The organism is Paenibacillus sp. FSL R5-0341 (assembly GCF_037975235.1).
Taxonomy (GTDB): Bacteria; Bacillota; Bacilli; order Paenibacillales; family Paenibacillaceae; genus Paenibacillus; species Paenibacillus amylolyticus_A.
Genome location: NZ_CP150241.1, coordinates 2,496,213 through 2,520,377, shown reverse-complemented (window position 1 = coordinate 2,520,377; position 24,165 = coordinate 2,496,213). Strand labels below are relative to the sequence as shown.

General features: G+C 48.1%; 23 protein-coding genes. 3 read left to right on the top strand and 20 right to left on the bottom strand.

The annotated features are described in order from the left end of the window. Positions 1-49: 49 nt before the first annotated feature. A complete protein-coding gene (locus MKX75_RS11505) occupies positions 50-427 on the bottom strand; it encodes a DivIVA domain-containing protein (RefSeq protein ID WP_024630343.1) in 378 nt (125 codons plus the stop codon). Between the two features lie 199 nt (positions 428-626). Here MKX75_RS11505 and MKX75_RS11500 point away from each other — a divergent pair, with 199 nt between their 5' ends. Then, positions 627-1,193 (top strand): TraR/DksA C4-type zinc finger protein, encoded by a 567-nt coding sequence (locus MKX75_RS11500; protein ID WP_062833894.1) that lies wholly within the window; start codon positions 627-629, stop codon positions 1,191-1,193. Between the two features lie 186 nt (positions 1,194-1,379). On the opposite strand, the gene MKX75_RS11495 is transcribed toward MKX75_RS11500, so the two are convergent. From MKX75_RS11495 to MKX75_RS11465, 7 genes are all read right to left on the bottom strand, one after another. After that, positions 1,380-2,072, bottom strand: a complete 693-nt coding sequence (locus MKX75_RS11495) for a helix-turn-helix domain-containing protein (protein ID WP_076330732.1) — start codon at positions 2,070-2,072, stop codon at positions 1,380-1,382. Positions 2,073-2,206: 134 nt separating this feature from the next. Continuing rightward, a complete protein-coding gene (locus MKX75_RS11490) occupies positions 2,207-3,496 on the bottom strand; it encodes an MFS transporter (protein ID WP_076330731.1) in 1,290 nt (429 codons plus the stop codon). 263 nt (positions 3,497-3,759) lie between these two features. Further along, complete coding sequence (locus tag MKX75_RS11485; RefSeq protein WP_076330730.1) at positions 3,760-4,035, bottom strand: barstar family protein; 276 nt, start codon at positions 4,033-4,035, stop codon at positions 3,760-3,762. A 14-nt stretch (positions 4,036-4,049) separates the two neighbouring features. After that, complete coding sequence (locus tag MKX75_RS11480; protein ID WP_076330729.1) at positions 4,050-4,490, bottom strand: ribonuclease; 441 nt, start codon at positions 4,488-4,490, stop codon at positions 4,050-4,052. Between the two features lie 269 nt (positions 4,491-4,759). Continuing rightward, positions 4,760-5,767 (bottom strand): Gfo/Idh/MocA family oxidoreductase, encoded by a 1,008-nt coding sequence (locus MKX75_RS11475; protein WP_062833889.1) that lies wholly within the window; start codon positions 5,765-5,767, stop codon positions 4,760-4,762. A gap of 2 nt (positions 5,768-5,769) precedes the next feature. After that, complete coding sequence (locus MKX75_RS11470; RefSeq protein WP_036609188.1) at positions 5,770-6,144, bottom strand: helix-turn-helix transcriptional regulator; 375 nt, start codon at positions 6,142-6,144, stop codon at positions 5,770-5,772. Between the two features lie 354 nt (positions 6,145-6,498). Beyond that, entirely contained in the window at positions 6,499-7,647 is a 1,149-nt protein-coding gene (locus MKX75_RS11465) for an acyltransferase (protein ID WP_339169650.1), read from the bottom strand. A 64-nt stretch (positions 7,648-7,711) separates the two neighbouring features. Here MKX75_RS11465 and MKX75_RS11460 point away from each other — a divergent pair, with 64 nt between their 5' ends. Next, on the top strand, positions 7,712-8,113 hold the full coding sequence (locus MKX75_RS11460; protein ID WP_076330727.1) for a DUF202 domain-containing protein: 402 nt from the start codon (positions 7,712-7,714) through the stop codon (positions 8,111-8,113). Positions 8,114-8,284: 171 nt separating this feature from the next. Here MKX75_RS11460 and MKX75_RS11455 read toward each other — a convergent pair whose 3' ends face one another. The 11 genes from MKX75_RS11455 to MKX75_RS11405 all read right to left on the bottom strand — a co-directional run bounded on the left by MKX75_RS11455 (position 8,285) and on the right by MKX75_RS11405 (position 23,204). After that, positions 8,285-8,887, bottom strand: a complete 603-nt coding sequence (locus MKX75_RS11455) for a general stress protein (RefSeq protein WP_062833886.1) — start codon at positions 8,885-8,887, stop codon at positions 8,285-8,287. A 543-nt stretch (positions 8,888-9,430) separates the two neighbouring features. Beyond that, positions 9,431-11,950 carry an ATP-dependent helicase HrpB gene (gene hrpB, locus MKX75_RS11450; RefSeq protein ID WP_339169647.1) on the bottom strand — a complete coding sequence of 840 codons (2,520 nt, stop codon included), beginning with the start codon at positions 11,948-11,950 and terminating at the stop codon, positions 9,431-9,433. 144 nt (positions 11,951-12,094) lie between these two features. Beyond that, entirely contained in the window at positions 12,095-12,901 is an 807-nt protein-coding gene (locus MKX75_RS11445) for an SDR family NAD(P)-dependent oxidoreductase (protein ID WP_062833884.1), read from the bottom strand. Positions 12,902-13,084: 183 nt separating this feature from the next. Further along, a complete protein-coding gene (locus tag MKX75_RS11440) occupies positions 13,085-13,927 on the bottom strand; it encodes a protein phosphatase 2C domain-containing protein (protein WP_339169646.1) in 843 nt (280 codons plus the stop codon). A 10-nt stretch (positions 13,928-13,937) separates the two neighbouring features. Next, positions 13,938-14,690 (bottom strand): vWA domain-containing protein, encoded by a 753-nt coding sequence (locus tag MKX75_RS11435; protein ID WP_017689069.1) that lies wholly within the window; start codon positions 14,688-14,690, stop codon positions 13,938-13,940. 35 nt (positions 14,691-14,725) lie between these two features. Then, the gene (locus tag MKX75_RS11430; protein WP_339169645.1) at positions 14,726-16,804 is read right to left on the bottom strand and encodes a hypothetical protein; all 2,079 of its coding nucleotides are present in this window, start codon (positions 16,802-16,804) and stop codon (positions 14,726-14,728) included. A gap of 158 nt (positions 16,805-16,962) precedes the next feature. After that, positions 16,963-17,238 carry a WXG100 family type VII secretion target gene (locus tag MKX75_RS11425; protein ID WP_017689071.1) on the bottom strand — a complete coding sequence of 92 codons (276 nt, stop codon included), beginning with the start codon at positions 17,236-17,238 and terminating at the stop codon, positions 16,963-16,965. A gap of 186 nt (positions 17,239-17,424) precedes the next feature. After that, positions 17,425-17,973 carry a WXG100 family type VII secretion target gene (locus MKX75_RS11420; RefSeq protein ID WP_062833881.1) on the bottom strand — a complete coding sequence of 183 codons (549 nt, stop codon included), beginning with the start codon at positions 17,971-17,973 and terminating at the stop codon, positions 17,425-17,427. A gap of 6 nt (positions 17,974-17,979) precedes the next feature. Next, a complete protein-coding gene (locus tag MKX75_RS11415; protein ID WP_076330722.1) occupies positions 17,980-18,810 on the bottom strand; it encodes a hypothetical protein in 831 nt (276 codons plus the stop codon). 16 nt (positions 18,811-18,826) lie between these two features. After that, positions 18,827-22,831: a type VII secretion protein EssC gene (gene essC, locus MKX75_RS11410; RefSeq protein WP_339169642.1), complete on the bottom strand. Its 4,005-nt coding sequence runs from the start codon at positions 22,829-22,831 to the stop codon at positions 18,827-18,829. A gap of 52 nt (positions 22,832-22,883) precedes the next feature. Further along, positions 22,884-23,204, bottom strand: a complete 321-nt coding sequence (locus tag MKX75_RS11405) for a hypothetical protein (protein ID WP_062833878.1) — start codon at positions 23,202-23,204, stop codon at positions 22,884-22,886. Positions 23,205-23,625: 421 nt separating this feature from the next. Between MKX75_RS11405 and MKX75_RS11400 the strand changes: the two genes are divergently transcribed. Then, positions 23,626-23,865 (top strand): hypothetical protein, encoded by a 240-nt coding sequence (locus tag MKX75_RS11400; protein ID WP_076330720.1) that lies wholly within the window; start codon positions 23,626-23,628, stop codon positions 23,863-23,865. Positions 23,866-23,989: 124 nt separating this feature from the next. On the opposite strand, the gene MKX75_RS11395 is transcribed toward MKX75_RS11400, so the two are convergent. Continuing rightward, positions 23,990-24,142 (bottom strand): hypothetical protein, encoded by a 153-nt coding sequence (locus MKX75_RS11395; protein ID WP_167350850.1) that lies wholly within the window; start codon positions 24,140-24,142, stop codon positions 23,990-23,992. Between the last annotated feature and the right edge of the window lie 23 nt (positions 24,143-24,165).

The window sequence follows — 24,165 nt, the reverse complement described above, 5'->3', positions numbered from 1 at the left end:
TTAACCACCTTTTTTGAACATTTTAAAGATCATCCTAGACATGCTGACATCATTCAGAGAACAGATCCTGTTCGGGACGTGCTCTGATCTTGAGTTGTCGCACACTGTATTCCAGTTGTTTCACAATATCATCCAGCTGTTTGCGATCAATCTTGGTCGGATCTTCCACCGGTTTCGCGGATGACTTAAGATCGCGGATCGTTAACTGCTGCTCTTGCCATTTGTCCATCAGATCTGCAATATTGGCATAGAAACGTTCGTAATCTTTGATGACCAGGTCAAGATAGGCGTCTACCTCATCCGGATCATAACCACGAAGTTTATAATTAAATTGTTTTTCATGAATCGATAATGCATCTAGCTGTACACCCAATTGTTTGAACAATTGTCTTTGTTTATCCAATCTTCGTTTCATATGTTCATCCATATTGACAACCTCCATTATAAGCCAAGCCGTGGTTCATTTTTCCAGTGAAAAACATACGGCATTTTCTCTCTCTATTTTTTATAACACATAATCCGTCAGATATAAAATGATACGACCCTATTCCTCACGAAAATGATTGCTTTTCATCCGATTCGGGTAAGGACACATACACCCCACAACGGGAAAGGAGCATGTCCTTATGAGTACTTTAACCAAAGATCAACGTCAAGAACTGAAAAACGCCCTTTTGGAGCAACGCGAAAATTTGCAGCGTCATTTTGAATCCAGCATGGAAGACGGTGCTCCGGCCCAGTCGCTGAAAGATTCAACCGGTGAGCTGTCCTCATACGATAATCACCCTGCAGATGCCGGTACGGAAACATTTGAACGCAGCCGTGATTTGGCGATCGACGATACATTAACAGACGAATTCAATCAAGTGAACGACGCATTGGAACGTATGGAACAAGGTACATACGGAACTTGTGTAACGTGCGGAGAAGATATTCCCTTCGAACGACTTGAGGCTATCCCATATACTGCATACTGTATTGATGACACGCCTAACCGGGAGATCAGCAACGATCGGCCCGTTGAAGAAGAGGTCATGACCATGCCTCCAAGTGGCGCTGGAGAAGGAAGACAACGTAACGCCGGCAAGTTCGACAATGCAGATGCCTGGGAAGCGGTCGAAGAATATGGTACATCCAACTCCCCCGCTACTGCAGCCAAACGTGATGTAAAGGACTACGATGAGAACATGTAATGTGGTTATAGACTGTAACGGTTATGCGTCAAAATTAAAACTGATTCAATAGGATACACCACCGTTATCCTGTCTTATCACGCATTAAAAGCCGCCAATGGCGGCTTTTTCTAGTTTTCTCGAATGTGGTCTGCCATGTTTGCCGTTGCATGTTTCCAGCGATAACGCTGAACACTATTCCGCCCGTTATTCTTCCGACTCACTACCCGGTGATGCAGATTCCTGCCGTTTAGAAACAGATCGGGACGTTTTCGAAGTTGATTTGCCCTTACCGGTCGTAGCTTTCTTTTTCTCTTTTGCATCTGTCTTAGACACAGGTATTTTCTCTAACGGTTTAGAGAGGGCAGAGAATAACTGAAAGACCTCATGCTCCCCTTGCTGATTCTCTTTTGTTGTATAGGGTTCACAGAGCTTTATGATGTTCTTATATAATTGCTCTACTTCCTCACGGTTTGCATAGAGCGTGATGTCCGAGAGAAACATCCGATCTTCGTTTTCCGCCTGATGCATGAATCGCTGACGACTTTGTTCAAACATCTCATTTAACAGTTTGAGCGTTTCAGAGCGAAATACCTGTTTCAATGGTGAGTTTTCCTTGTCTTCATCTTCGTGACGAAGATGGATCTCTCCGGTAAACGGTTCGTAGTATTTTGCAATAATCCCATTAATCTCCCGCGTGGAAACGATGGTGAGCAGACCGATTTTCTCCAACTTTTTCACATGATAATGCACTTTGGCTGGTACCTCACCCATCTGATCGGCGATCTCTTTGACTGTGGATGGTCTGCCCTGTTTGTTAAACATATTCATAATCTGTATCCGATACGGATCGGAGTAGATTTTAATTTCTTCAATTGTGGATAGAACTTTGTGCTGCATCCCTGTATCCTCATTTCCGGGGTACCTGTTGCCCATCGATGTCTCTATTATACCGCTGTGTCAGGGCTTCGGTCAAAACAAGACGGAGATGACATGCTGTATAAAACCGGAAAATGATCGCCTCTGAATGTACTTTACAGGGCAGTTCGAAAACTTTTGCTAAATAACAGCATACCTGCTGACATGGCAAGCATAATACCGAAGACGATAAACAGAACAGGCATGGTCATCCAATCTGCAAGTGCTCCCGAAACCAGGCTCCCAAGTGGTGCGACACTCAAGACAAGCATACTCTGGAGGGCATACACTCTGCCAAGCATCTCGGAAGGCGTCACTTCCATAAGATAGGTAGCCAGCGGTGTTGTAGCCAGAGGAATCCCCATTCCCATCAGTAGACAAAAGGCCGCCGCAACCGGCAGTTGGAAGGTCGTCATATAAGCCGGGAGTGCCGTCATGGCATAACTGAGACCTAGCATGACAATACCACTGATGACCAGCACACTTTTACGGTAATTTGCTCCCCTTTGCGTTAACCACACACCACTAAGCAACATGCCTCCCACCATCAGCCCACTGAGCAGACTTAATCCCCAAGCGCCAGCATGCAGCGTTTCAATGACATACGGTGTACGGAGAACATTAAACGGCATCAGGCAGAAATTAACGAAAGCAAACAGGATGGAGACGATTAATAATAAGGCGTGTTTACGGAGAAAATGAAAGGCTTCTGCCATTTCGGAGAATATACTACTTTTTTCGGATTGAAGAGAATGCATTTCAGTTGATGTTTTATTATCATTGTTAGCAGATGTTGATACTCTAGGGTAGCCTACTCGGCTCATAATTAAAGCACTTAGCGCAAACAACCCAGCATCAATCAGGATCGTCCAGGCAATACCTATTGAAGCAATGAGTGCACCCGCCACTGCAAGTCCTGCGAGTTCGGCCACTCTGGTTGCGGAAGACGACATGGCGTTACCGGAGAGTAGCATCGATTGGGGAAGCAATCTGGGGACACTGGACACTTCCGCAGGAGTAGTGAAGCATTCCAGCAAAGAATTCAGAATCGTGATGACAAATAAATGCCACACTTCGAGTTGGCCCAACCCGAACAACAGAGCTGTAATACCCACGAATAACCCGCGACCCGTATTGGTGATCACAATCACTTTTTTGGGAGACATGCGATCAACCAAAGCACCGGCGAACAGACCCAGAAGGATATTAGGTAAGAAATTCACCGCCAGCAACGTACCCATCAACACTTTCGAACCGGTCAGAATGTACACCATCCAGCTGTATGCAATCGAATCAATGGAATCACCAAATCTGGATACAACTCTACTGAGCATAAATTGCATATAGGGCCTGATTCGTATTAATTCCCCTATGCCTTGCTTGCCAACAGCTGTGCTATCGATCATGTCTTCCCACTCCCTAACGTTAAAATATTTTTCATGTTAATTTTATTTTAACGTACATTATGCAGAAATCAATACCTCCGTGAAAATAATTTTAACGACAAGTACGTAAAGTAAAAAACTCGCTCTTCTTTCAGTTGATTCGTAATCAACATCAAAGACATTTTGAACAACCTTTTTGAACAATCCCCTATAACACAAAAAAACAGACCATATGTGGTCTGTTAGGTTGGGCTGATCGTATTTGAACTGCCTTCATTTTCTGCCTACTTCTCAACACTTAAATGAAATCCAGACTGCTCAGCCTGTACCTCCAACATTAAATCACGTACCCGGTCTGCTTCATTTCCCAGGCGTTCTTCGCTGATTCGGTAGTTGGTCCATTTCAACTCAAGTGGAAGTTCAATCGTACTCGTCAGGCAATCCCACAATGCATCGAGATTACCGCCATAAAAATCCGGCAGAGCTAGCTTATCCTTTAATTGCAGATGAAGTTCAGCACTACTCGCAAAGTCTACTCCATCCAGAATCACAATATTCATGACTGCCCCTTCCTCTATTTTAAGCGTGTAAATGATGCATAATGATCTGTCGTTTTGTAGATGAGTCCATCATTGGAATACACAATCCGATCCGAATTACGGAAGCCGGAAGTATAGTTGATATCCGCTTCGCGCCATGTCCGTCCGCTCGCTGCTGGCAGAAGCCCCTCCCGATTGCCGAATGTGTCTCCGCCGATGCTTTTCCCAGGAGCGACGACAGCCAAATTTCCTTTTGAAGCTACCCAGCCGAGTCCTGTTGCCTGTGATTTGGTAATAAAGTTACATGGCAACGTTCCGTTTGCACTCAGATAGTTTGCTACCCCCGTAAACGTATTGATAATGGTACATGTTGCAGCAGATGCCTTCTGCTGTGGGGCTGGGGTGAACTGTGAACCTGCGAGGAAAACGAACGTTAACAACAAAGCCAGTAGTGCGGTTGATAGTAATTTTTTCATCAATCCTGCCTCCCGATCCTCATAGTAGATGAACGTTGCCACGATATGCGTTTTGCTAGCTGCAACTGTCTTGCTGTACGTTCTGCTAGATTATAGTAAACAAGTCATCTCATGACTATTTATATCACATCAATTTGGTAGAAATATCAAATCAAGATGTTTTAATTGTAAAATATTATAATTGTTACATTTTAAGACAGAAAAAAAAGACTCTCATCCCTGAAGATGGAGTCTGCATTTTCTAGTATGTTTAACTGACTTGACCTAAACTATTCGATCAGCTGCACACGTTGACGAGTTCGCGCCGATTCCAGGCACGCATCAATGACACGCATGTTCTGAATGGTATTTTCCGGACTGAAAGGCAAAGCCTCTCCTTCAAGTGCAGCCGCTGCGAACGTCTCTACCTGAAGCACATAGGAATTCGATACCGATACACGTTCCTCACGACTGACCGAATCCGTGTGCACAATAATCTGAGGCGGAATATCACTGTTCTCCCAGCCAAATACTTTTGGCAGTTCAATTCGCCCTTCCGTCCCGAGAATCTCCATCTCCGCTCGTCCTGAAGCCCACATGCCACAGTCAAAAGTTAACGCTACCGAATTCGGAAATTCTATTAGTCCCGATGCCATCATATCGACGCCATCATGCTCGTCCGAGAATAGCGCGTGTACCGTCACTGCTTCCGGTTCCTGTCCCAGATACATCCGGGCTGCCGAGATTGGATAAACGCCTAGATCGAATAATGATCCGCCGCCCATCTCTCTTTTGAACCTTACATTCTCCTTATCATCAGCAGTATTACAGGTAAAGTTGCCATGGATAGCTCTGACGATGCCAATCTCTCCACTGGCTATAATCTCTTGCACACGTCTGTGCTTGGGATGATATCGATACATTATCGCTTCTGCAAAAAGAACGCCATGCTGCTGACATGCCTCTATCATTTCTGCGGATTCATCTGCATTCAGGGCTGCTGGTTTCTCGCACAACACGTGTTTTCCAGCCTGCGCAGCTTTGATGGTCCATTCTTTGTGCATATGGTTAGGCAAAGGAATATAGACGGCTTCGATGTCCGGATCAGCGATGAGTTCTTCGTAACTTCCATACGATCTGGCAATGCCGAGTTCTTCGGCAAGGGTTTCCGCCTTTTCCTTGCTACGGCTGGCAATCGCCAGCACCTCACCACGTTCGGACTGCTGGATCGCCGGAATGACTGCATTTTTGGCAATGGTTGACGTACCGAGTACACCCCACTGTAACTGTCTATTCATGCTCATCTTCCTTTCGTACCGTAATTGTCCTCTTCTGCCTTGTGTAACATGCCTAAACAACGATCCAGATCTGTTTTGACCTGTTTCTTGTATAATTCGGCTTTCTCCGCACCATCATCCGTAAAATGATATAAAACGATTTCCTGAAAATCGACCTTCGGATCGTTACCCTTCAGCTTCTTCGTGCGATAAAAAACACCTTGCTGTACCAATTCATGCAGTGCCCGATATACCTCGCTCTGGGGTGGTACATAACCGTAGTCTTTGAATTCCTGCTTCATCGCCTCCAGCATCTCGTAACCATACCCCCTGTGCTGTTCAACCATCGTAATCAGATACAGCTTAATAAATGCCCGCTGTGCAATCATAAAAGCCACGTTCATTCCCCTCCTGTCAGAACCTATATATCTAGTATTATAAAACTTATGTTCGGGTTCTGCCATCTTTCTCCGCTTTGCCTCCCCTTTATCCATCTTCAAGGAGGGAGAGCAAGAAATCGTGTGAATACGCGTTAACCTGAGGGAAGCACGGAAAAAGGTTTTCTATTGTGAATTTTTCATGTAATGAAATTTTAATTTTTATTCAAAAGAATCAAATTCATAATACCTTTAGCTGCTTCAATCAAGGTTGGATTTAGATCGATACGGTTCAATTTGTCTATACTTCCGAACGCCCGTACACTCCTGTGCGGCTGTGGTCATCTATTATGATTTTTTCATATATTGCTGGATTCATTTATTGCGGATAGATTTCGGTACGGTTCCCACAATCCATTTGCCCCAGCTTACGCGAGAGATAAGCCATGTCAGTACACAGGATAATGTTAGAGCCAACAACCAGGTAATGATCATTCGGACGACAGGGTTCCAGCCCATCGAAACATAAAACAGCTCATCTGGAATGTAGCTATACCGCAGCATCAACATATGCATCAGATATCCGCCATACGATACACCACCAATCCATCCCAGCAATCGTGTAACCCTAAGGTTATGCAGTTTGCCGGCCAGCTGGTACATGACCATGATCGAAGCAATCAGAAAGAGCGCCATATCAGGCCGGATCAGGCTGACCGTGTAGAATGTAATTTTGATTCCCTCCGGCTTCTGAAACTCCAGCATTAATAGATATGTAAACCGAAGCCCCAGCACGATAAACACCGTCCAATATACCCAGCGTAACCGATGAATCCATTCATTCCAGTACTGGACGGATAAGCCCGCGGCCGCACCAAGTACAAAATAAATAAAGAAATAGAGGAAATTGCGGTCTGCATACGTTGTAAACGCATCTGTCAGTACCGGAATATTCAGCCAGCCCATGAATTTGGCAATGTTGCCTAATTGATCTGCGAGAACTAGATACACTACGCCCGAAATAAGCAGAGCGATCATACGCCCCTTGGCTTCGTAGCGGTTATATACATAACGAATGGCTCGCAAGAAGAGCGGAAATAACAGATAAAACTGAATCAGCATAATAATGTACCAAAAGTGTGAAGTTGTTTTGCCAGTAATCAGCTTCAAGCCTAAGTCTGGAATGTCATTCCATCCAAATCCCGTCCAGCCTCGCGGTGCAAGTGTAAAGTAAATGAGTGACCAGATGAGATAAGGTACGATGACGTCAGTTACTCTTTTTCTCATAAACTTGCCGTAATGCAGCTTGTCCCCCGTATTATAAAAAAGTACCAACCCTGTTATAAAGATGAACAAAGGAACTGCAAATTTGGAGAGCATCAGCAGTATAGCCAATAACACGCCATCCTCCAGTTTCGTTTCCGGTACCAGAGAGTAGTGTGCGATGGAATGCTGAAGAACCACCGCTGCAAAGGCCAGTCCCCTTAAGCTCTCGATTTCTGTAATTCGTTCTCTGCGAGACATACATTCAACCGTCCTTTCTAGGTCTTACGATAAGAGATATAATGAAAATGAAGCCGTATATCTGATGAACGGGGGGATTCATATTTCTTTAGCTGACAAGGACATCGCCACGATCGACTCCAAATATGTTCAGCAGCATCTGGCTAACGAACGAACCTTTCTAGCCTGGGTTCGCACCGGCATTGCCATGGCGGGCATCGGCTTTCTTGCTGCCGGATTTGGCTTTAACTCCTCAGCGTATGATCGTCTTGCACATATTGCCGCCATTATTACAGGTATCACTTCCCTGATTGGCGGCATATCCATCATTGTGTGTTCGGCAACAGCCTATCATCGGAAGCGTACACAAATCAATGAGCAAACGTATCAGGCGTCAACCGGATTAATTCGTTTTCTGACCATGATGCTACTGGTGATTGGACTCGCTTTGGCTGTATTGCTCTATGTATTGTTATTCCCTGCCTGACTGGGTAAAAACACCATCCGCCATTATTGATGCCCAATGTCAGACAGGGACAAAAGCCGGCTTCCCTTAAGGAAACCGGCTAATGACCATCTGGTGGATCATATATGTCATTCCATTTGCAGGTATTATGTCATTGAGTTCTATTACATATCCACCGAATCGGTATAACGATTAGAGAAATGTATTGTTACCGAACCGCGCTGCCTTGGTTTGGGCTTCCAATCTGCGTTCTTCCATATCCAGGTCCGGACGTTCGGCAGCCACATCTCCACCATGGACTTGGGCTCTGTCCCGATTATACTGGCTGTTGCTGCTGAACACATCATACACATCCGTGTCCCGATCCGTGGAGTCTACGAGCAACAGGATTTTGCCATTCTGTACATACTCCTCATACTGTTTGGCATCCTCTTCCGGAATACCGAGACCAACCAGTCCACCCACCAATCCGCCAGCTCCTGCACCCACAGCTGCACCGGTAAATGCTGCTGCGATAGGGCCTGCGGCCAGAATTGGTCCTATGCCGGGTATGGCCAGTGCACCGATACCTGCGAGCAGGCCAGCCACGCCACCAAGTACACCACCTGTTGCTGCACCCGCAGCCACGCCTTCAGGGGCTTTCGTACCCGTCTCTTCCCGAATCGCCTTCAATTCATCCCGATCCTGTGTAACAACGGAGATTTCGTCTGAAGTGAATCCTTGTGCTTTCAGACCCTCGATAGCCTGCGATGCTTCACGTTCTGTATTAAACACACCTACGATTTTCTTCTGCATAGTGAATCCCTCCTCATCTTATTGAGTGGTTCGCTATGTTATTACCCGCCTTGTTTTCTTTCAAACGCTTGCAGGGTCAATATAATATGTGTGGATAGCAATTAATTGCTGAGGTTCATTCCTTTTCATGCCCATCAGGGTGGGCATTCAAACTCAGGCACGTGATACGTTGTCAGACATACTCTTACGTGGAAGTACGTCGGCGTCCAGAACATCTTGAAGTACAGGCTGGCTGATCCTGGTGAATTATCCAGACGATTTTCTAAGGAACCGAGGACGTCTTATTTAGCCTTTGGGTCTTCAGTTTATTGTGTAAGAAACATGAGACACGTTATTTAACAAAATCACCTGACAACCCCGGTGTAAACGGCTGGTTTTTCGAATATAGCGTGTTTCAGATTCCTTAGATTTCTAAGGACGCTTCAAATCGCTGAATAAGACGTCACAGGTTCGTTAGCGCTCCCGCTGTTCAGCAGAGTCTGTGCTGATGAAGCTCCCTTGGGAAACCACATAATTGATATCTGAAAAAACGAAATAATTCATCTATTTCCCCCGTGGTTTGGCCCGATTTGTGGCGACCGCTTCAAGTGGATTATCCGGCCAGTAGTGCTTCGGATAACGACCTTTCAGATCTTTTTTGACGTCAAAGTACGTCTCTCGCCAGAAATTGGCCAAGTCTCGTGTAACCTGTACAGGCCGCTGCGCCGGTGATAACAAGTGGATGGTCAACGGAACTCGCCCACCACCAATACGTGGTGTCTCCTGTTGTCCAAACATCTCCTGTAGTCTCACCGCCAGCGTAGGGTCCTCCGGTCGGCTGTAGTCTACGGGAATTCGGGAACCACTTGGCACCTGTATATGCGTCGGCGCTTCATCGTCCAGTTGTTGTCGCTGATTCCAGCTCAGTCCGCCGAGCAATACATCATGCATCGATAATCTCTTCAGATCGGCTGCCGATCGCATGCCTGTCAGATAAGGCGTAAGATGTTCTGCCAACTCTTCAGTCAGATCATCTTCGATCAGGTCAGGCCACTCGGGTAGATGAAGATGCAGGAACCGCAGCCTGTCCGCAAGTTGTCTGGATGTTTTTGTCCAGGGCAGACAATCGAGCCCTTCCATTCGTATTCCCGTTATCAGTGCTTCCAGCACCTGATCTTCAGGCGGCTGTGCAATACTGCTCTCTTTAATCACAAGGGCTCCAATACGAAGTCTCTTGTGTGCGCGCACGCTGCGGGTATTGGAATCCCAGGCCACTTGCACTTCATTGTGCAGCAAGTGCTGACCTGCCTGCAACAATGTCTGCTCCTGCAACGGCGCAGCCAGCAGGATGCGCGCATCTGCGCCCTGGTCGTCTGCCTCAGCTGCGACCAGATACGCTGAACGGCTCAGCGATTCTGTCGCTGCGAGCCGTACACCGCGGCCGCTGCTCAGCAGATAGCGGCCGTCCTCCCGGCGTTGCCCGATCCGGTCCGGATAGGCAAAGGACAGCAGCAATCCGCAGCTGTCCTCATCCGGCCGCACCGGATCGGCCGCCGGCCCGAGCGCCGAGCGCAGCTGGCGGCTCTCCTGGAGCATGCGCCGCACGGCCGCGCCGTCTAGGGCAGCCGCTGCCGCTTGCGGCATGCCGCTGCTGTCCGCGGTCAGCAGCGCTTCCACGCGCGGGCGGAGGTCTGTGCCCGCGCCTGCACTGCCACTGCTGCGGAGGCCGGCAGGCTCCTGCAGCAGTGCCGCCAGCATGCTGGCGTAGCTGGCCAGCCCAAGCTCCGCCGCGCGGAGCAGCATGCTGGCCAGTCGCGGATGCACGCCAAGCGTGTTCATCCGCCGCCCGAAGGGCGTGATGCGGCCTGCGTCGTCCAGGCCGCCCAGCTGGCGCAGCAGCGCCTGTGCCTGGCCGTAGGCGGCGTCAGGCGGGGTGTCCAGCCATTGCAGCTCTGCTGGGGACTGGACACCCCAAACGGCAAGCTCAAGCGCCAGCGGCGCGAGATCCGCGGAGGTGATCTCCGGGCGAGCTGCCTCAGGCAGTCCCCCATGAACCTCTTCGCTCCATAGCCGGTAACACACACCTGGGGCGATTCGCCCCGCACGACCCCGCCGCTGATCGGCTGATGCCTTGGACACCGGCAGGGTGACAAGCCGGCTCATGCCCGTACGCGGCGAGAATGCCGATGCTCGACTCAGCCCCGCATCCACCACAACTTTAACGCCAGCCAGCGTAAGACTGGATTCCGCAATGGACGTAGATAATACCACTTTCCGCCAGCCCTCAGCCGCCGGGCGTATGACCTCATCCTGTTGTTCCACTGGCAAACTCCCATACAGAGAATGAACCTTCACATGTGCTGGTAGAGAACCGTTTAATAACTCACGCTCTGTACGATGTATCTCTCTTGCGCCGGGAAGAAAAACAAGCACGTCTCCCTCCTGTTCAGCTAATGCCTTGTTCACCGTATGAGCCGTGAATTGTTCCAGCTGCATGGCTGCCGGTCTTGGCACATATCGTGTTTCCACCGGAAACGTGCGTCCCGGACAGTGAATTGCTCTTGTACCCTCACCAAGCAAGGCACAGACGGGAACAGGATCAAGGGTCGCCGACATGACCAGCAGTTTCAGATCTGGACGTAACATCGCTCGCGATTCCAATGCCAGAGCCAAGCCCAAGTCCCCATGTAGATGACGTTCATGGAATTCATCGAATATAATCATCGCCGTATCCTCAAGACCCTGGTCCTGCTGCAACATCCGGGTCAACACCCCTTCCGTCACAACTTCAATGCGTGTCCCCTGACTCACCCGGGTATCCATGCGTACACGATATCCTACAGTCTGACCCGCCTTTTCCCCTAGCGTAGCCGCCAGTCTCGATGCGGCCGAACGCGCGGCCAGCCTTCGGGGTTCCAGCATAATGATTTTCCGTCCCGCAACCCACGGTTCCTCCAGCAAAGCCAGCGGTACAACAGTCGTTTTTCCCGCACCCGGTTCTGCAATTAACACACCTGTATCTTGATCCCGAAATAACTGCTTTAACTCCGGAATAATTTCTTGTATCGGTAACTCTATATGCATATGATCGCTCCTAATGTATGTACCTCACTGCTCTTCAGCATCACTATTCGAATGTTAGCATTATAACAAAAAAAGCCGTCCCAGAGGAACGACTATCGCAAACACACTTATTTCAGCAAAAATGAATTTATCCAGAATGCTCACTTAGCTGAGCAATGATTCGGCACCATCAATCACGATCTCTGCTCCAGTGATATGTCTGGATTCGGACGATGCGAGGAAGCTTACCAGATCGGCAACATGTTCCGGCTGACCCGGACCGTCCGCAAGTGGCTGCTGACCTTCCGGGAACTCCATCGGAATAATGATCTGCTGCAAATCATCCGTTTTGACCGTACTTTGATCGATATTCGTCGCAATCGCCCCTGGGCAAATCACGTTTACACGTATCTTGAACTTCGCCAGCTCAAGCGCAGCCATCTTCGCAAATGCAACCTGCCCTGCCTTGGACGTGCTGTACGCCGACATGCCAAAGCTTGAGAAACGTTGATTGCCATTGATGGAACTCGTGATGATAATGCTGCCGCCACCCCGTTTTTTCAAATGAGGTAATGCATATTTAACGGTGAAAAACGTACCGTTCAGGTTCGTAGTAATAATCTGTTGCCACTCTTCAACCTGAATTTCCTCAATGGGTGCCGATACTCCGTTAATACCTGCATTGGCAAAAACAATATCCAAACCACCGAACAATTCCACGGTTTCGAGCACTGCCTTTTCCACACGCGCCGGGTCGGAAATGTCTACATCGAATGCTCTCGCCACACCGGGGTGCAGCGCATTAATCTCTGCTTCCGTTTCCGAGATTCGATCATTCACCAGATCAAACAGTGCTACTTTTGCACCCTCTTTAGCCAGCTTGACCGCAGTAGCCTTCCCAATTCCGGAGCCTGCTCCGGTAATAATCGCAACCTTGCCTTGGAAACGTGACTTGCCGTTATGTTGTGTCATTATCCATTCCACTCCTTCATTTTAGCAATTATGTAAGAATGTACGTTCAAGCTCAAAGCCAATTCTTCACAAGATTACCCAAAAAGAGTGTCTTTTAAATCAACACCAGCAAGTTTTTTCACCATTGATCTACGCCAATGTCACAGCAACATCAGGATCGGTCCACAACTTTATAACGGGCACTCACCATTCTAGCTCAATGAAAGCGGCATCATCTTCAAGACCGCCGGTATGTGTAGCATCGAGTAGTACCTGAATGTGTTCATCGGGCACATAGGCCTGGATGGCATCCAGATCATTTAATCCATCCGTGTATAACTGAAGACGCAATGAATCGCCTGCGGACCCTTTCATCTCGCAGATGTGCGGCTTACCACCGACAGGTCCTTCAAGTGTAGACCAACGCTCATTCGTCTTGCAATGTGCCTGGAACATGTCAGACTGTTCCTGGTTATTACGCCAGAGGCGAATACGTGAATCTCCTTGCCACGCAAGCCACACACGGCTTTTGCGGCCGCCTCCCGTAAGCTCAATCCGTCCACACACATACATGGCCTGACTGCCCCGGCTTCGCTTCTCCATCAACACTTCACGCAGCAACAGAGGGGAACTATCCAGTGGTTCTAATTTCTCCAGTTGCTCCGATGCAGGAAGGGTCAGATCATGAAGAAGACGCTCAACGCCCTCTTCCGTCGGGTGTTGCGTCGTTTCCAGCCAGTCTAACAAAGCATTCCCCAGAAAACGTGCTGCAAAGTCTCCCAGATAACTCATGCCTACCCCATCACATAATACAAAATTGCAGACATTCCCATTCATGCGGACCGCAGCAAAGTCTTGTCCAGTATCTCCTTGATGTACAGTCTCTGCCGCTCTGCCATAACCATACCTGCATTTGAATGTGCCCTGGTAGCGGGTTAGTGGCTGTTCATCAGTCTGTACACTCACATAGCGAAAGTTGCCATGCCGTTGCTCGGCATGGCCCCCCTTATCTCCAGCAGACAATGTTGCCAAACGCATTGCTCTCATGATTCCCCTCCTATCTCACAGGCGTAGCAGCGGACATCTGGAACCCGATCGATACCAATTCTGCACAGGTACCTGGCAGCATCATGAGTGCACCGGGTGCAAGCAAATAATCAGCCTCAACAAGCATCTCCCGATAACTTTCGGGCAGGACGGATGACATATTACGCAGCTTTTCTCCATGCTCATCCTGCAGATTCGTTTCCGAAGAGATCCCTTTCCATCTTCTAGGTTCAGCAATCGGTCCTTCCAGCAGATGATCGGATATAAAGATATTCTCCACCAGTACATTGCCGTCCGGCACACTCATGCCCATGATTCTTTTCGCAATAGGCTCAGGATCTTCACCTGTGGCTACCCCATCCGTCATGTGGCATACGAGTGGCGCAGGACAATCCTGCATATTCGGAATTTCGGCCTGTAGTATCTTCTCAGCTTGTAGGAAAGCCTTCGCAGAATCCGAAAACCGTCTCGGCGTCAGGTCAGGCAAAGAACCAACTGCAGCGATCTCGTCAATCCCTTTGATTCCGTTCAACAAGTCATATACATCATCGCTGTAAGCTAATATGGCTATCCGATAGCGAGGTGTCAGTCGATTTCCCTTGGTGGACCGAAATACCATTTGGCGGATCGCGAGAGATAAAGCATCATAGACGACGTCAATCCGCCGACGATTTTCCAGAACCATGTTCATGGAGGCGCTAATATCAATTAAATAGATAATCAGTGCAGGTGTACGCTGCGATGCTTGAATCGTGTAGTTCATCTTGGGTGAGTCACCTCCATCGTTCACGTGTTATTTTATAAGTTGGGCAACGTATAACTGGTGTTGCTCAGGAATTTGTTAATGGCACTCATTCGAGCGGCCACTTTGCCGACCCCTTTGAAATAAGCAGCATCGGTATTATATAGATTTTTGAAATCACGGGCATACGCTTCCGCATTTTCAATCTTTCTGCCTTTTTGTGCATTATACGTTTTATTGTAATGAGCAATCAGCGTGACCACATTCTGGGCACGTTTTTTCTTAAGCGCAGCTTTCTGAGCAATCTCCTGCTGACGTTTAACTTCCGCTGCCGCTTTACGCTCCGCTTCCTGTTTTGCAAGCTTGGCATCATTCTCTTTTTTCCAAACCAGGTAAGCTTCATATTTTGCCTGTTTATCGTACTTCTCCTGCTGCGCTCTCTTGGCAGCTTCTTTCTTCTGCTGTTCCTGCTTCACTAGATAGGCCTCATATTTCGCCTGTTTGTCGTACTTGGCCTGTAATGCCTTGCGTTCTTCTTCTTTTTTCTTTGCTTCCGCTTCCTTCTGTTTGGCTTCAGCAAGCTTTTTCTTTTCCTCTGCATCAAGTTTCGCAGCTTCTGCGGCCTTTTGCTTCTCTTGCTCTTCCTGCTGTTTGAGCGCAGCCGCCTTCGCAGCTTCGGCCTCTTCCGCAGCCTTGACCTCTGCCAGTCGCGTGGCTTCCTGCTGTTCTTGCTGCTTCGCCTCTGCCTGATCGGCGAGTATTTTGACCGTTGGCACACCACCTGCCAGCAATACAATAAGTACAGCAGAGGAGATCATGAACTTTTTGGATCTGTAGAATGGCACAGGTACTGGCTTGTTTGTGTCTTCTTTTGGATTGAGCTTGGCATCCAGTTCCTTGATTGCAGCTTCAACTTCCATCTGCATCGCACTGTTATGAGGAATGAAATGATACAACGAGCGGTACACTTCCAGTGCTGCCGCCGGTTTATCTTCGTCCTCCAGGGCTCTTGCTTGCAGGAACAGACGGTTCACAACCGCTTCCTGATCAGGAGAGTGCTGCGTTTGGGAATTATTCTCGTTTTGAGCATTCAACGTTTCACTTGCAGGTTCTGAGCTCTTGTTCAGATTCGCATTAATAACTTCCGGCTGATTCGCGCCTTCTTCTTCCGATGTCGCAGCAGCAACCGCATTAGCCTGATGCACGTCTACCGCAGCCAGTGCAACATACCACTCCCCAAACGTCGGACAACTGCTCAGATCGTGACTCTCCCAGGCGCGAATAAACAGCTCAGACAATTTGGAGCCCCAACGCTTCTCAAGCGATTCCCGCATCGCAAAATACCGTTCACTCACCGTTTGCATTTCATGTTGATCAAAATAGCTTTCGCCCCAGGCTTTCTCTACAATCACAGGGTCCGACCAGCTTAACATTTCAGCAATAATAACGGCTCCGGCAAATCGGTCGGCATATGAACTCCACAAACCACTGTGCACTGTTCGATGGGCCGCATAACCGGGTGACCCGGCAAGCAGGGCATCCGGACGATCCATCTTGGAACCGTACATTTGCTCGACATCCACCAGTTCAACCGCAGACGTCTTCCCCAGGTTCTCCACTTCGGAAAAAAACGGAATCATTACATTGGGAGCGGACATATCGCAATGAGCCAGTCCACGTTGCTCCATAGCCGAACCTGTTCCGGCAAGCGCTCTGGCCAGCTTCAGGCTCTCCTCTGCCGTCAGCTGTCTCTGATCGCTAATCACATCGAACCAGGTCTGACCCTGCACCCATGGCATCAACACCGCATATAACAGATCTGGATGTTTTCCAATGAGCGCTCCGTTTCTTTCCGGAGTGAGCACATCACGCTTGCATACCTGCAAACCTGGCAGTTCACTATAGGACTCCATATGCTCAGACTGATATACCATAGCCGGAATACGGAATTTAGGAAAAAATACTTTTAGTGCTTTGGCCCCATGAATGGAACCATTTCGGGGTATCAACTGATAAACAATCCCCTGCCTTCCGGCTTGGGCATAAGCCAGACCCGGCGCAGCCGGATGTTGCCCAATCGTATAGGCAATGTCGTTAATCACCACTTCATCCCCGGGATTTGGTTGAAAAGACATGCTTATCCCTCTCTCTGTCCTAGTGTCATAGTTGCAGCAAAAACCGGGTGTTGTGAAAACGCCCGGTTTTTGCTGTAGTTGTACATCTTCAGCTTGCTACCCACCTATAACTCAGGACGAATTCAGACTTCACATCGGCCTGATCTATGTAAAGCAGATTAACGAGCTTGGTCAGCTGTACGGAATTTGTTAGCAATAGCTGTAAGTTCAGCGCTGATGCTGTTCAGCGTTTGAACGAACGATTGCATTTGTTTGCTAGCTTCTTGGAACTCTTGGAAGAAGCGTTGCTTTGTCATACCTTCCCATTGTCCTTCCATGCTTGTGATGGATTGAGTCAATGTAGATACGATTTGCTGACTTTGCTCACCGCTTTGTTTAAATTGGTTGGAAACCTGATCAAGCTGCTCTGGGGTAACTAAAATACGTCCTGCCATTGGTAAATTCCTCCTTGGTTTGTGCAATTAAATTTTTACTTGTTCAAATTGTACTATACCAGGATCGATCGGACAAAAGCCGAAGGACCTAATCCTATTTACCCCATTTTCAGCACTTGAAACTTCTCCTAACAGCCTATTTACAAAAATATATTCACTTTCTGCTGTCCTTTTTATTCACCCTGTTCAGGAAACGACAGGCTCGGTTCCTCTTCTTCCCCGAAAGGAAGGGTCTGTGAATCTCCATGCTACAGGCTCAGGCTGCATGGCCTGTACCAGTGTAGCCGGGGAGCCATCAGGCGGAGCGGCATCCTGTACACGATATACGGCCGCCATTGCGGAAAGGGGATCGGATACTACAGCTACAGTTGCAGAATGTGCAGGCATGATTTCTCCTGTACGGTTATTCTGAAGAACATTCAGCATATTGACCGCATTACCATAGGCCGTGTTCACATGACTCAGCACGGAACGATACTCCATGTCTGCCTGCTGGAATAACAACGCTTTACGTCCCAGCTGTACGCTTAAGTCCATCAATCGACGAAGCGCATCCTCGCCCAGTCGTTTACTGTGATTCCATTCATTCATCACCGCTGCACGGGATTCAACCTCCCACTCCAGCGAATGAATCGCCTGATCCAACACTGTCATCTTTTGCTGTATTTGCTCCGCTGCATACTGAATCTGCCTGCTCAGTGCCCGAAGCACATCCGGTTCCACACGAATGCGCATTTACCATCACCTTTCCTCTTCCCCTGCAGGCTGTTTAAGCCAGTCCAGCAGCATCTCGTGAAACTGTTCTCTAGTCGTCAGTGCTGCAACAAGCCAATCATCTGAAGCGGCAGTGCTCATCCGGAACAGCCAGTTGGATACCGCACTTGCAGCAAATGCTGCCGACTGCGACTTCCATCCCTCTTCATTCCACACAAGCAACCGAAGCTCCCCATCTGACTCCTTACCCACCAGACAGCGTGCCAGCGCAAGTGAACCCTCAGGATCACTTGTCTCCTGAGCGAGTTCATCAGCTACCGTCTGTACCTCGCTGTTTTCCAGCTCATTCATAACATCATAGAACTTTTTCTTGGAGCACATTAATGCCGGTTTCTCCGCAGGAGAATGGCCGCTCCATTTCATCCGCTCGATCAGAACATCAATGGCTTCACGAACACTTCCCAGATCGCTGAGCCGGAACGAATCCGGTACGTCCGCAACACGGGAGACTTCAACGACCCGCTCATCCGTGCAGTGTACATAACTCTCATACGACTTGCCGTTGATCGTGTAGCGAATCCAACAAGCTCTGTCGGACAGTCCGGCAATGGCTACCCTGGAGAAAACGGTCGGTGTCATGATCAGCTCATCCGTCTCCTGATCCTGAATCAGATATCCTTTGTCAAGCAGGGAGGCCTTGACGCGCTCCCACTCCATCGCGATATCCTCCGCCATATAGCCGCGAAACGGATCTTCCACACCAAGCAGTCGGTCTGAACCGAGAATGCCGGCTAGGAAAAAAAGTTCTTTTGTTTGTAACGTGACTACCTTTTGCTTAGAATCATGAACCGTCAACATTATGAGCCACCTCCCCTCAAACTACAACATGCCATCGGTCACGAATTTCAGAAATCCAATCGGTCATTTTCCAGCTGTCATCACATGGAACTGCACCTTTAACCCTGGAATATTTACGTTTTACATAATAACCTTGACCCGGAGGCAGTACCTTCAGCCCACCTGAACTACCTCCGGATTCCGAATAAGGTATACGGAAGAACGAGAGATCGTTAGGGTCTAAAGTCCCGAAGAGCATTCCGCTCTGGGAAGCCTTCACATCCGTTACCCAGTCAGAACCGAAGGTCGGGAAGTCTGCCGGAACCCCGGACAGAATCACGTGTACACCTCGATCCCTTCCTTGACGAACAATCGCTCCCAATTGATCTTTTACATTAAAATCGTTTAGCTGCTTGGACAAGGTGTCCGCATCATCGATGACGAGCACAAGTTCCGGTCCACCGGAAATCTCGCCTCTTTTCAGAACTTCATCGTACAACTGTTGAATCACAGGTGCAAGCTGTTCTTCTCGCGATACGTGTCCACGGACATGGGGCAAACTGCTGATTTCCCCCAGTCCACCTGAGCCATAACGCATATCTACCGTGTATATTTGCACATCTTCCGGAGAAGCATGATAAGCCAGTGACAACATCCATGTCAGCAAAAATGTCGTTTTGCCGCCTTCCATCGGACTTGTTACCATGAAATGCGGACCTTCACGCAGATTAAGCTGGAATGGTTCCAGATCATCCGTAAGTAATCCCACAGGGACCGTTACAGACGATGTATCCCAAGCCTGACCATATGATCCTGTCCGAATGAGCAGATCCTTGAGTTTGATCTCTTCCGGAAGCGGAGCAATCTGCGGCGCTTCTTCCCCTGTCCAGCCTTGGCGAATCTCAGCGATTGTACGGCGCAATGCCGATGAGCGTTTGCCCTCATCTGCCCCGGAAGAAGGTAATGCCGCCTGGAACATCAACGGAGGTACCTGCCCTTTGACCAGACCTCTTCCTGGTGGAAGTTGGCTTGGTGCCTTTGAAGGTCTTCCCACGGCATAATAATAATCACTTGGATCAGATAATTCAAATGAAACCGCATTGGGAATATTACTTCTGAATTTCTCAAATACATCTGTTACCCGATTCGCAGTAAGCACGAATGTGATGCCTAGACTGCCGCCTTCACGCAGAATCGTCTCCAAAAGCTCATTTTCTTCCGGATAGGCATTGCGAAACGAAAGATAACCATCGATAACCACCACAACCTGCGGGACTGCTGCATGAGCTGTCCGGCGATAGGCCGAAATCGTTTTAACCCCCGCCTCCGAGATGATATCCTTGCGTTGCGCCGACAGCTTGAGAATATAGCGGAATAACCGCTTGATCCGGTCTTCCTCTTCAGCCATCATCACGCCACCGATCTGAGGAAGTGCTGCAAAGTCCTTCATCATGCGACCCATATCGATAATGTAACCATGCCAAGGCTCAGTTCTGTGTGAACGCGCCAGGGACATCAGCAAGGTCTGGACAAATGTTGTTTTTCCGAGTCCTGGCATCCCGTACACAACCAGATGGCCTTGATCCATAGGCAATGCAAGCGGCTGCTGACGCTGATTAGGGAGATCATCCAACAAACCAACCAGTGGTTTCAGACCACTCGCCCCGCCATCAAGCAACAAATCGTAATGCTCTTCTTCCTGCCATTCCGGAAGACTTTCCCATTCCAGTGTCTCTGGTAAAGGTGGTAACCATGGTCCTGGCAAACGACGGATACCCGCATCCGCTGCAGACTGCGCAACATAGTCAATAAACACCTGAAGCTGTTTCGGAACATCTTCACCTTTGAGAACAGCTCGGCGCTCTCCGGTTAAGAGAGGCTCCCGCTTACCGTTCAAGCGCACTTCCATAACAGGTAAAACGGTCGTTGCATCCTCCTGCTGGTTATAAGGCGCACCACTCCAGGCGAATTGCATTTCTTCAAATACTTCATCACTGCCGACTTGGAAGTATCCACGCCCAGGCTTCGTAATCCAGGCAGCATTCGGAATCTTGATCATGTCCCTGCTGTCTCCCTCACTCTGTACGCGAAGGCAGATTCGGAAACGGGAGTTACTCCATATTTTATCGTCCACAACGCCGGCTGGCTTCTGGGTTGCCAGAATTAGATGAACCCCAAGTGTCCGGCCAATAGCCGCGATACTGATCAATTCATCCATGAACTCTGGCTGGTCCCGCTTCAATTGAGCAAACTCGTCAATGATAATGACCAGATGCGGCAGTGGCTGTTCATGTCTGGAACGCAGAATCTTGTAATATTCATCAATGTGCTGGAGGTTTCCCGCATCATTTAATATCTTTTGCCTTCTGACCAATTCGGCACGAAGTGAGATATTCGCCCGCTCAATCAGATTTCCATCCAGATTGGTGATTGTACCTACCACATGAGGCAGATCGACAAATGTGTTGGACATTCCGCCACCCTTATAGTCAATCAGCATGAAGGCCAGATCATGGGGGTGGAATTCAGCAGCCAGCGAGGCTACGATGGACTGGATGACCTCACTTTTACCTGAACCGGTTGTACCTGCAATCAGACCGTGAGGACCATGACCCTGACGTTCAATTTTATCATGCAGATTTATCGCAATTTTCTTACCGCCAGCTCTTACACCCATTGGCACAGGCAGCGTGTCAGGATATCTCGTCTGTCCCCATCTTGAAACCACGTCCAGATCCTCCACACGTGATGTGCTCAGCATATCGAATAACGGGAGCACTTGCGGGATATCCGAAGCAGATGAACGCTTCAACCGGATCGGTGACATATAACGGGAAAGCGCCTCTGCCATCTCTTTTGAGATCACATCAGGCTTGTACGTTTGTTGAATAACATCTGCATCTTCCGTTTTTTTGATATACACACCTTTGCCTTTGGAGGCGTCCATAATCAACTGACAATGCATCGGTAAAGACTCTTTGCGATTAGCTAGTATAATGGTGCATACATCAATCTCGTGAGCCGACTCCAGCAGTAGCGGAAGCAACGGTTCTTCTTCAATTAATTGCGTATCGGAGAGAATCACAACGTAACAAGGCGTTTGCACGCTTTTCTTGTAACGGTCTTCCTTATTGTTACGGCGCCGGTTCAACACGGAAAACAAGCTGTCCGCCAATTGATGCGCACCGCTGTGCCTGTCGGCCATATAGCGTTGTCCCTGGTCTTCATCCCAGATATGGGGCATCCAGCGAAGCCAATCCCATTCCTTGCTGTCCTTTTCTTCATAAAATGCAGCAAGCTTGAGTTCATCCGGTGAATGCCGCACTGTCAGCTGTGAGATGATGACTCGCAGGGAAGCGAGCACTTCCTCCCGATCACCTACCAAACCCATAACCTTCGATTGGAACAAAGGCAATGTAATGGAAGCATCCGGTACCGTCTGGAATTCAGCCGCAAGTTCATGGGCCGCTTCAATTAGCTCATCCTTTTCGTAGCCGTCAATCCGCGGAACCTGAAGTTTAATTCGGAATGGAATCTCTCCCGTGCCAATGCGCACCTGTAGGAAATCATCATCCTCTGGTGAACGTTCCCATAAGGAACTGTTCCGATTCTTCACCACTTGAAGACACACACCTGGATCACCATGAATTTCGTACAGACTCTTTACTTGCTCCGCCTGCGCTTCCTTCAGTTCTTCCCGGTGTTTGTCGAGTTGAGCAAGGTACATAGTTTTGCGTTCTTCCAATTTTTTGCGATATGATTTCTTGTTGCTCAGATACACGAAGAATGGAATGGTGTAAGAAGTAAGCATCATCATGACCGTCATCATTTGAAACATCATATAATTGCTGTTGCCCATTTTACCGGTCATGTTGATATATACGTAGAAACCAATGCTGACCATGGTCATCATGATCGGCACAATAATGGATATCATGGAAAACGTGGGTTTGCTCGGTTCTGTTGGAGGCCTGAGTATTTCGAGTCCCTCTTCCTTGAGAACCGGTGTCATTCTTGGAGAACGCTGATATAACACATTCACGAAGAGAAGACCTCCTTTAGTTCGTTCAATAGAATGTATACGTTCAAAAGCCCTATTCGTTGCTGTCCTGCTGAAACAATGAACGTCTTCCATATACAGGCGCCTCTTCCGAAGTCGTTGAAAAAGCCCGCTGGACACGTACGCAACTGCCTTGCCGCAGCCCCGTTTCCATTAACTGCTGCGCGTTCTGCGGAGAGAACCACAGTCCTTCCGGAAACTTGGCCTCAAGGATGTACTGAATGCCATCTCCCGGTGCCTGTCCAAAAATTCGAACGCCGAGTAATGTCTTCAAATGTTCAATGGTGCATTCGTCCGGAACCTCGATGTCGAACCATTCGCCTTCCTCGCGGCCGGAATACACGGTTAGAATCATCTGAATCCCTCCCATGGTCTCATATGTAAATTGTCCTAATGTCACATTAAATCAAAAAAAAGAGAATGAATCGTTATATCAACCCTATTTTCTTACATAAACACCCTGTTTGCAATGTGTCACCTGTAATTTCGTTACATATGACCCACGTATATATTAAAATATCGTACATTCGACTCAGAACTTTCGTGGCAGTTATGCCTTTAAAACTTGCGAGGATGCGAAACTTTTTATTTCTGTTCCATTTAAATGGTAATTAAGTTCCGTTTTTCAGGACTTTTATTCCTTCGCCCACAATCTAATTGTGAACACTTTTCAAACATTACCCACCTTTATGTTTTCATAAGCTGATTTTAAGGTAATTTTAAGCATTGGAATTTAATATTACCTGTATGAAATAACAACCGTGAGGTGATTTCAAGTGAGAACCCTAATAACTTTTCAAAACAAATCAATCCCTGTATATTTTAATCAAGAAAACAAACAACCTATGCAGAAGACATTAAGATTGCTTAGCAGTGCTCTGGAGCATAAAATTAGCAACGGTAAACGCGCTCTCCAAAAATGTCTGCATTCTTTAATTAGTATTGAGATTGTCAATGGAGAAGCTATTCTCCACAGTCGCAGTGAAAATGACTCCCTTGCTCTATCGTTATATTAAAAGAAGTCCATTAAGTTGCGTTCATTACAAGACATGAAAAAGGAAGCTGTCGTTATAGACAAGCTTCCTTTTTTTGAGTCGTATACACATTAACAGCGGATCGCGGATTAATATCAGTTATCACTCAATTCAGTTTGCTTAGGACATAGGCGGCATCATGTTCTTCCGCAATCTCGGCTTTACGAATACGAATGACAAACAGCCGAACCAAATTGGCACGTGTATGTTCTTCCTGACAGGTATTCAGCTTCCTCAGAATAAAGCGGTCAATGGACATGAATTTCAGGCCCCTTTGCCATT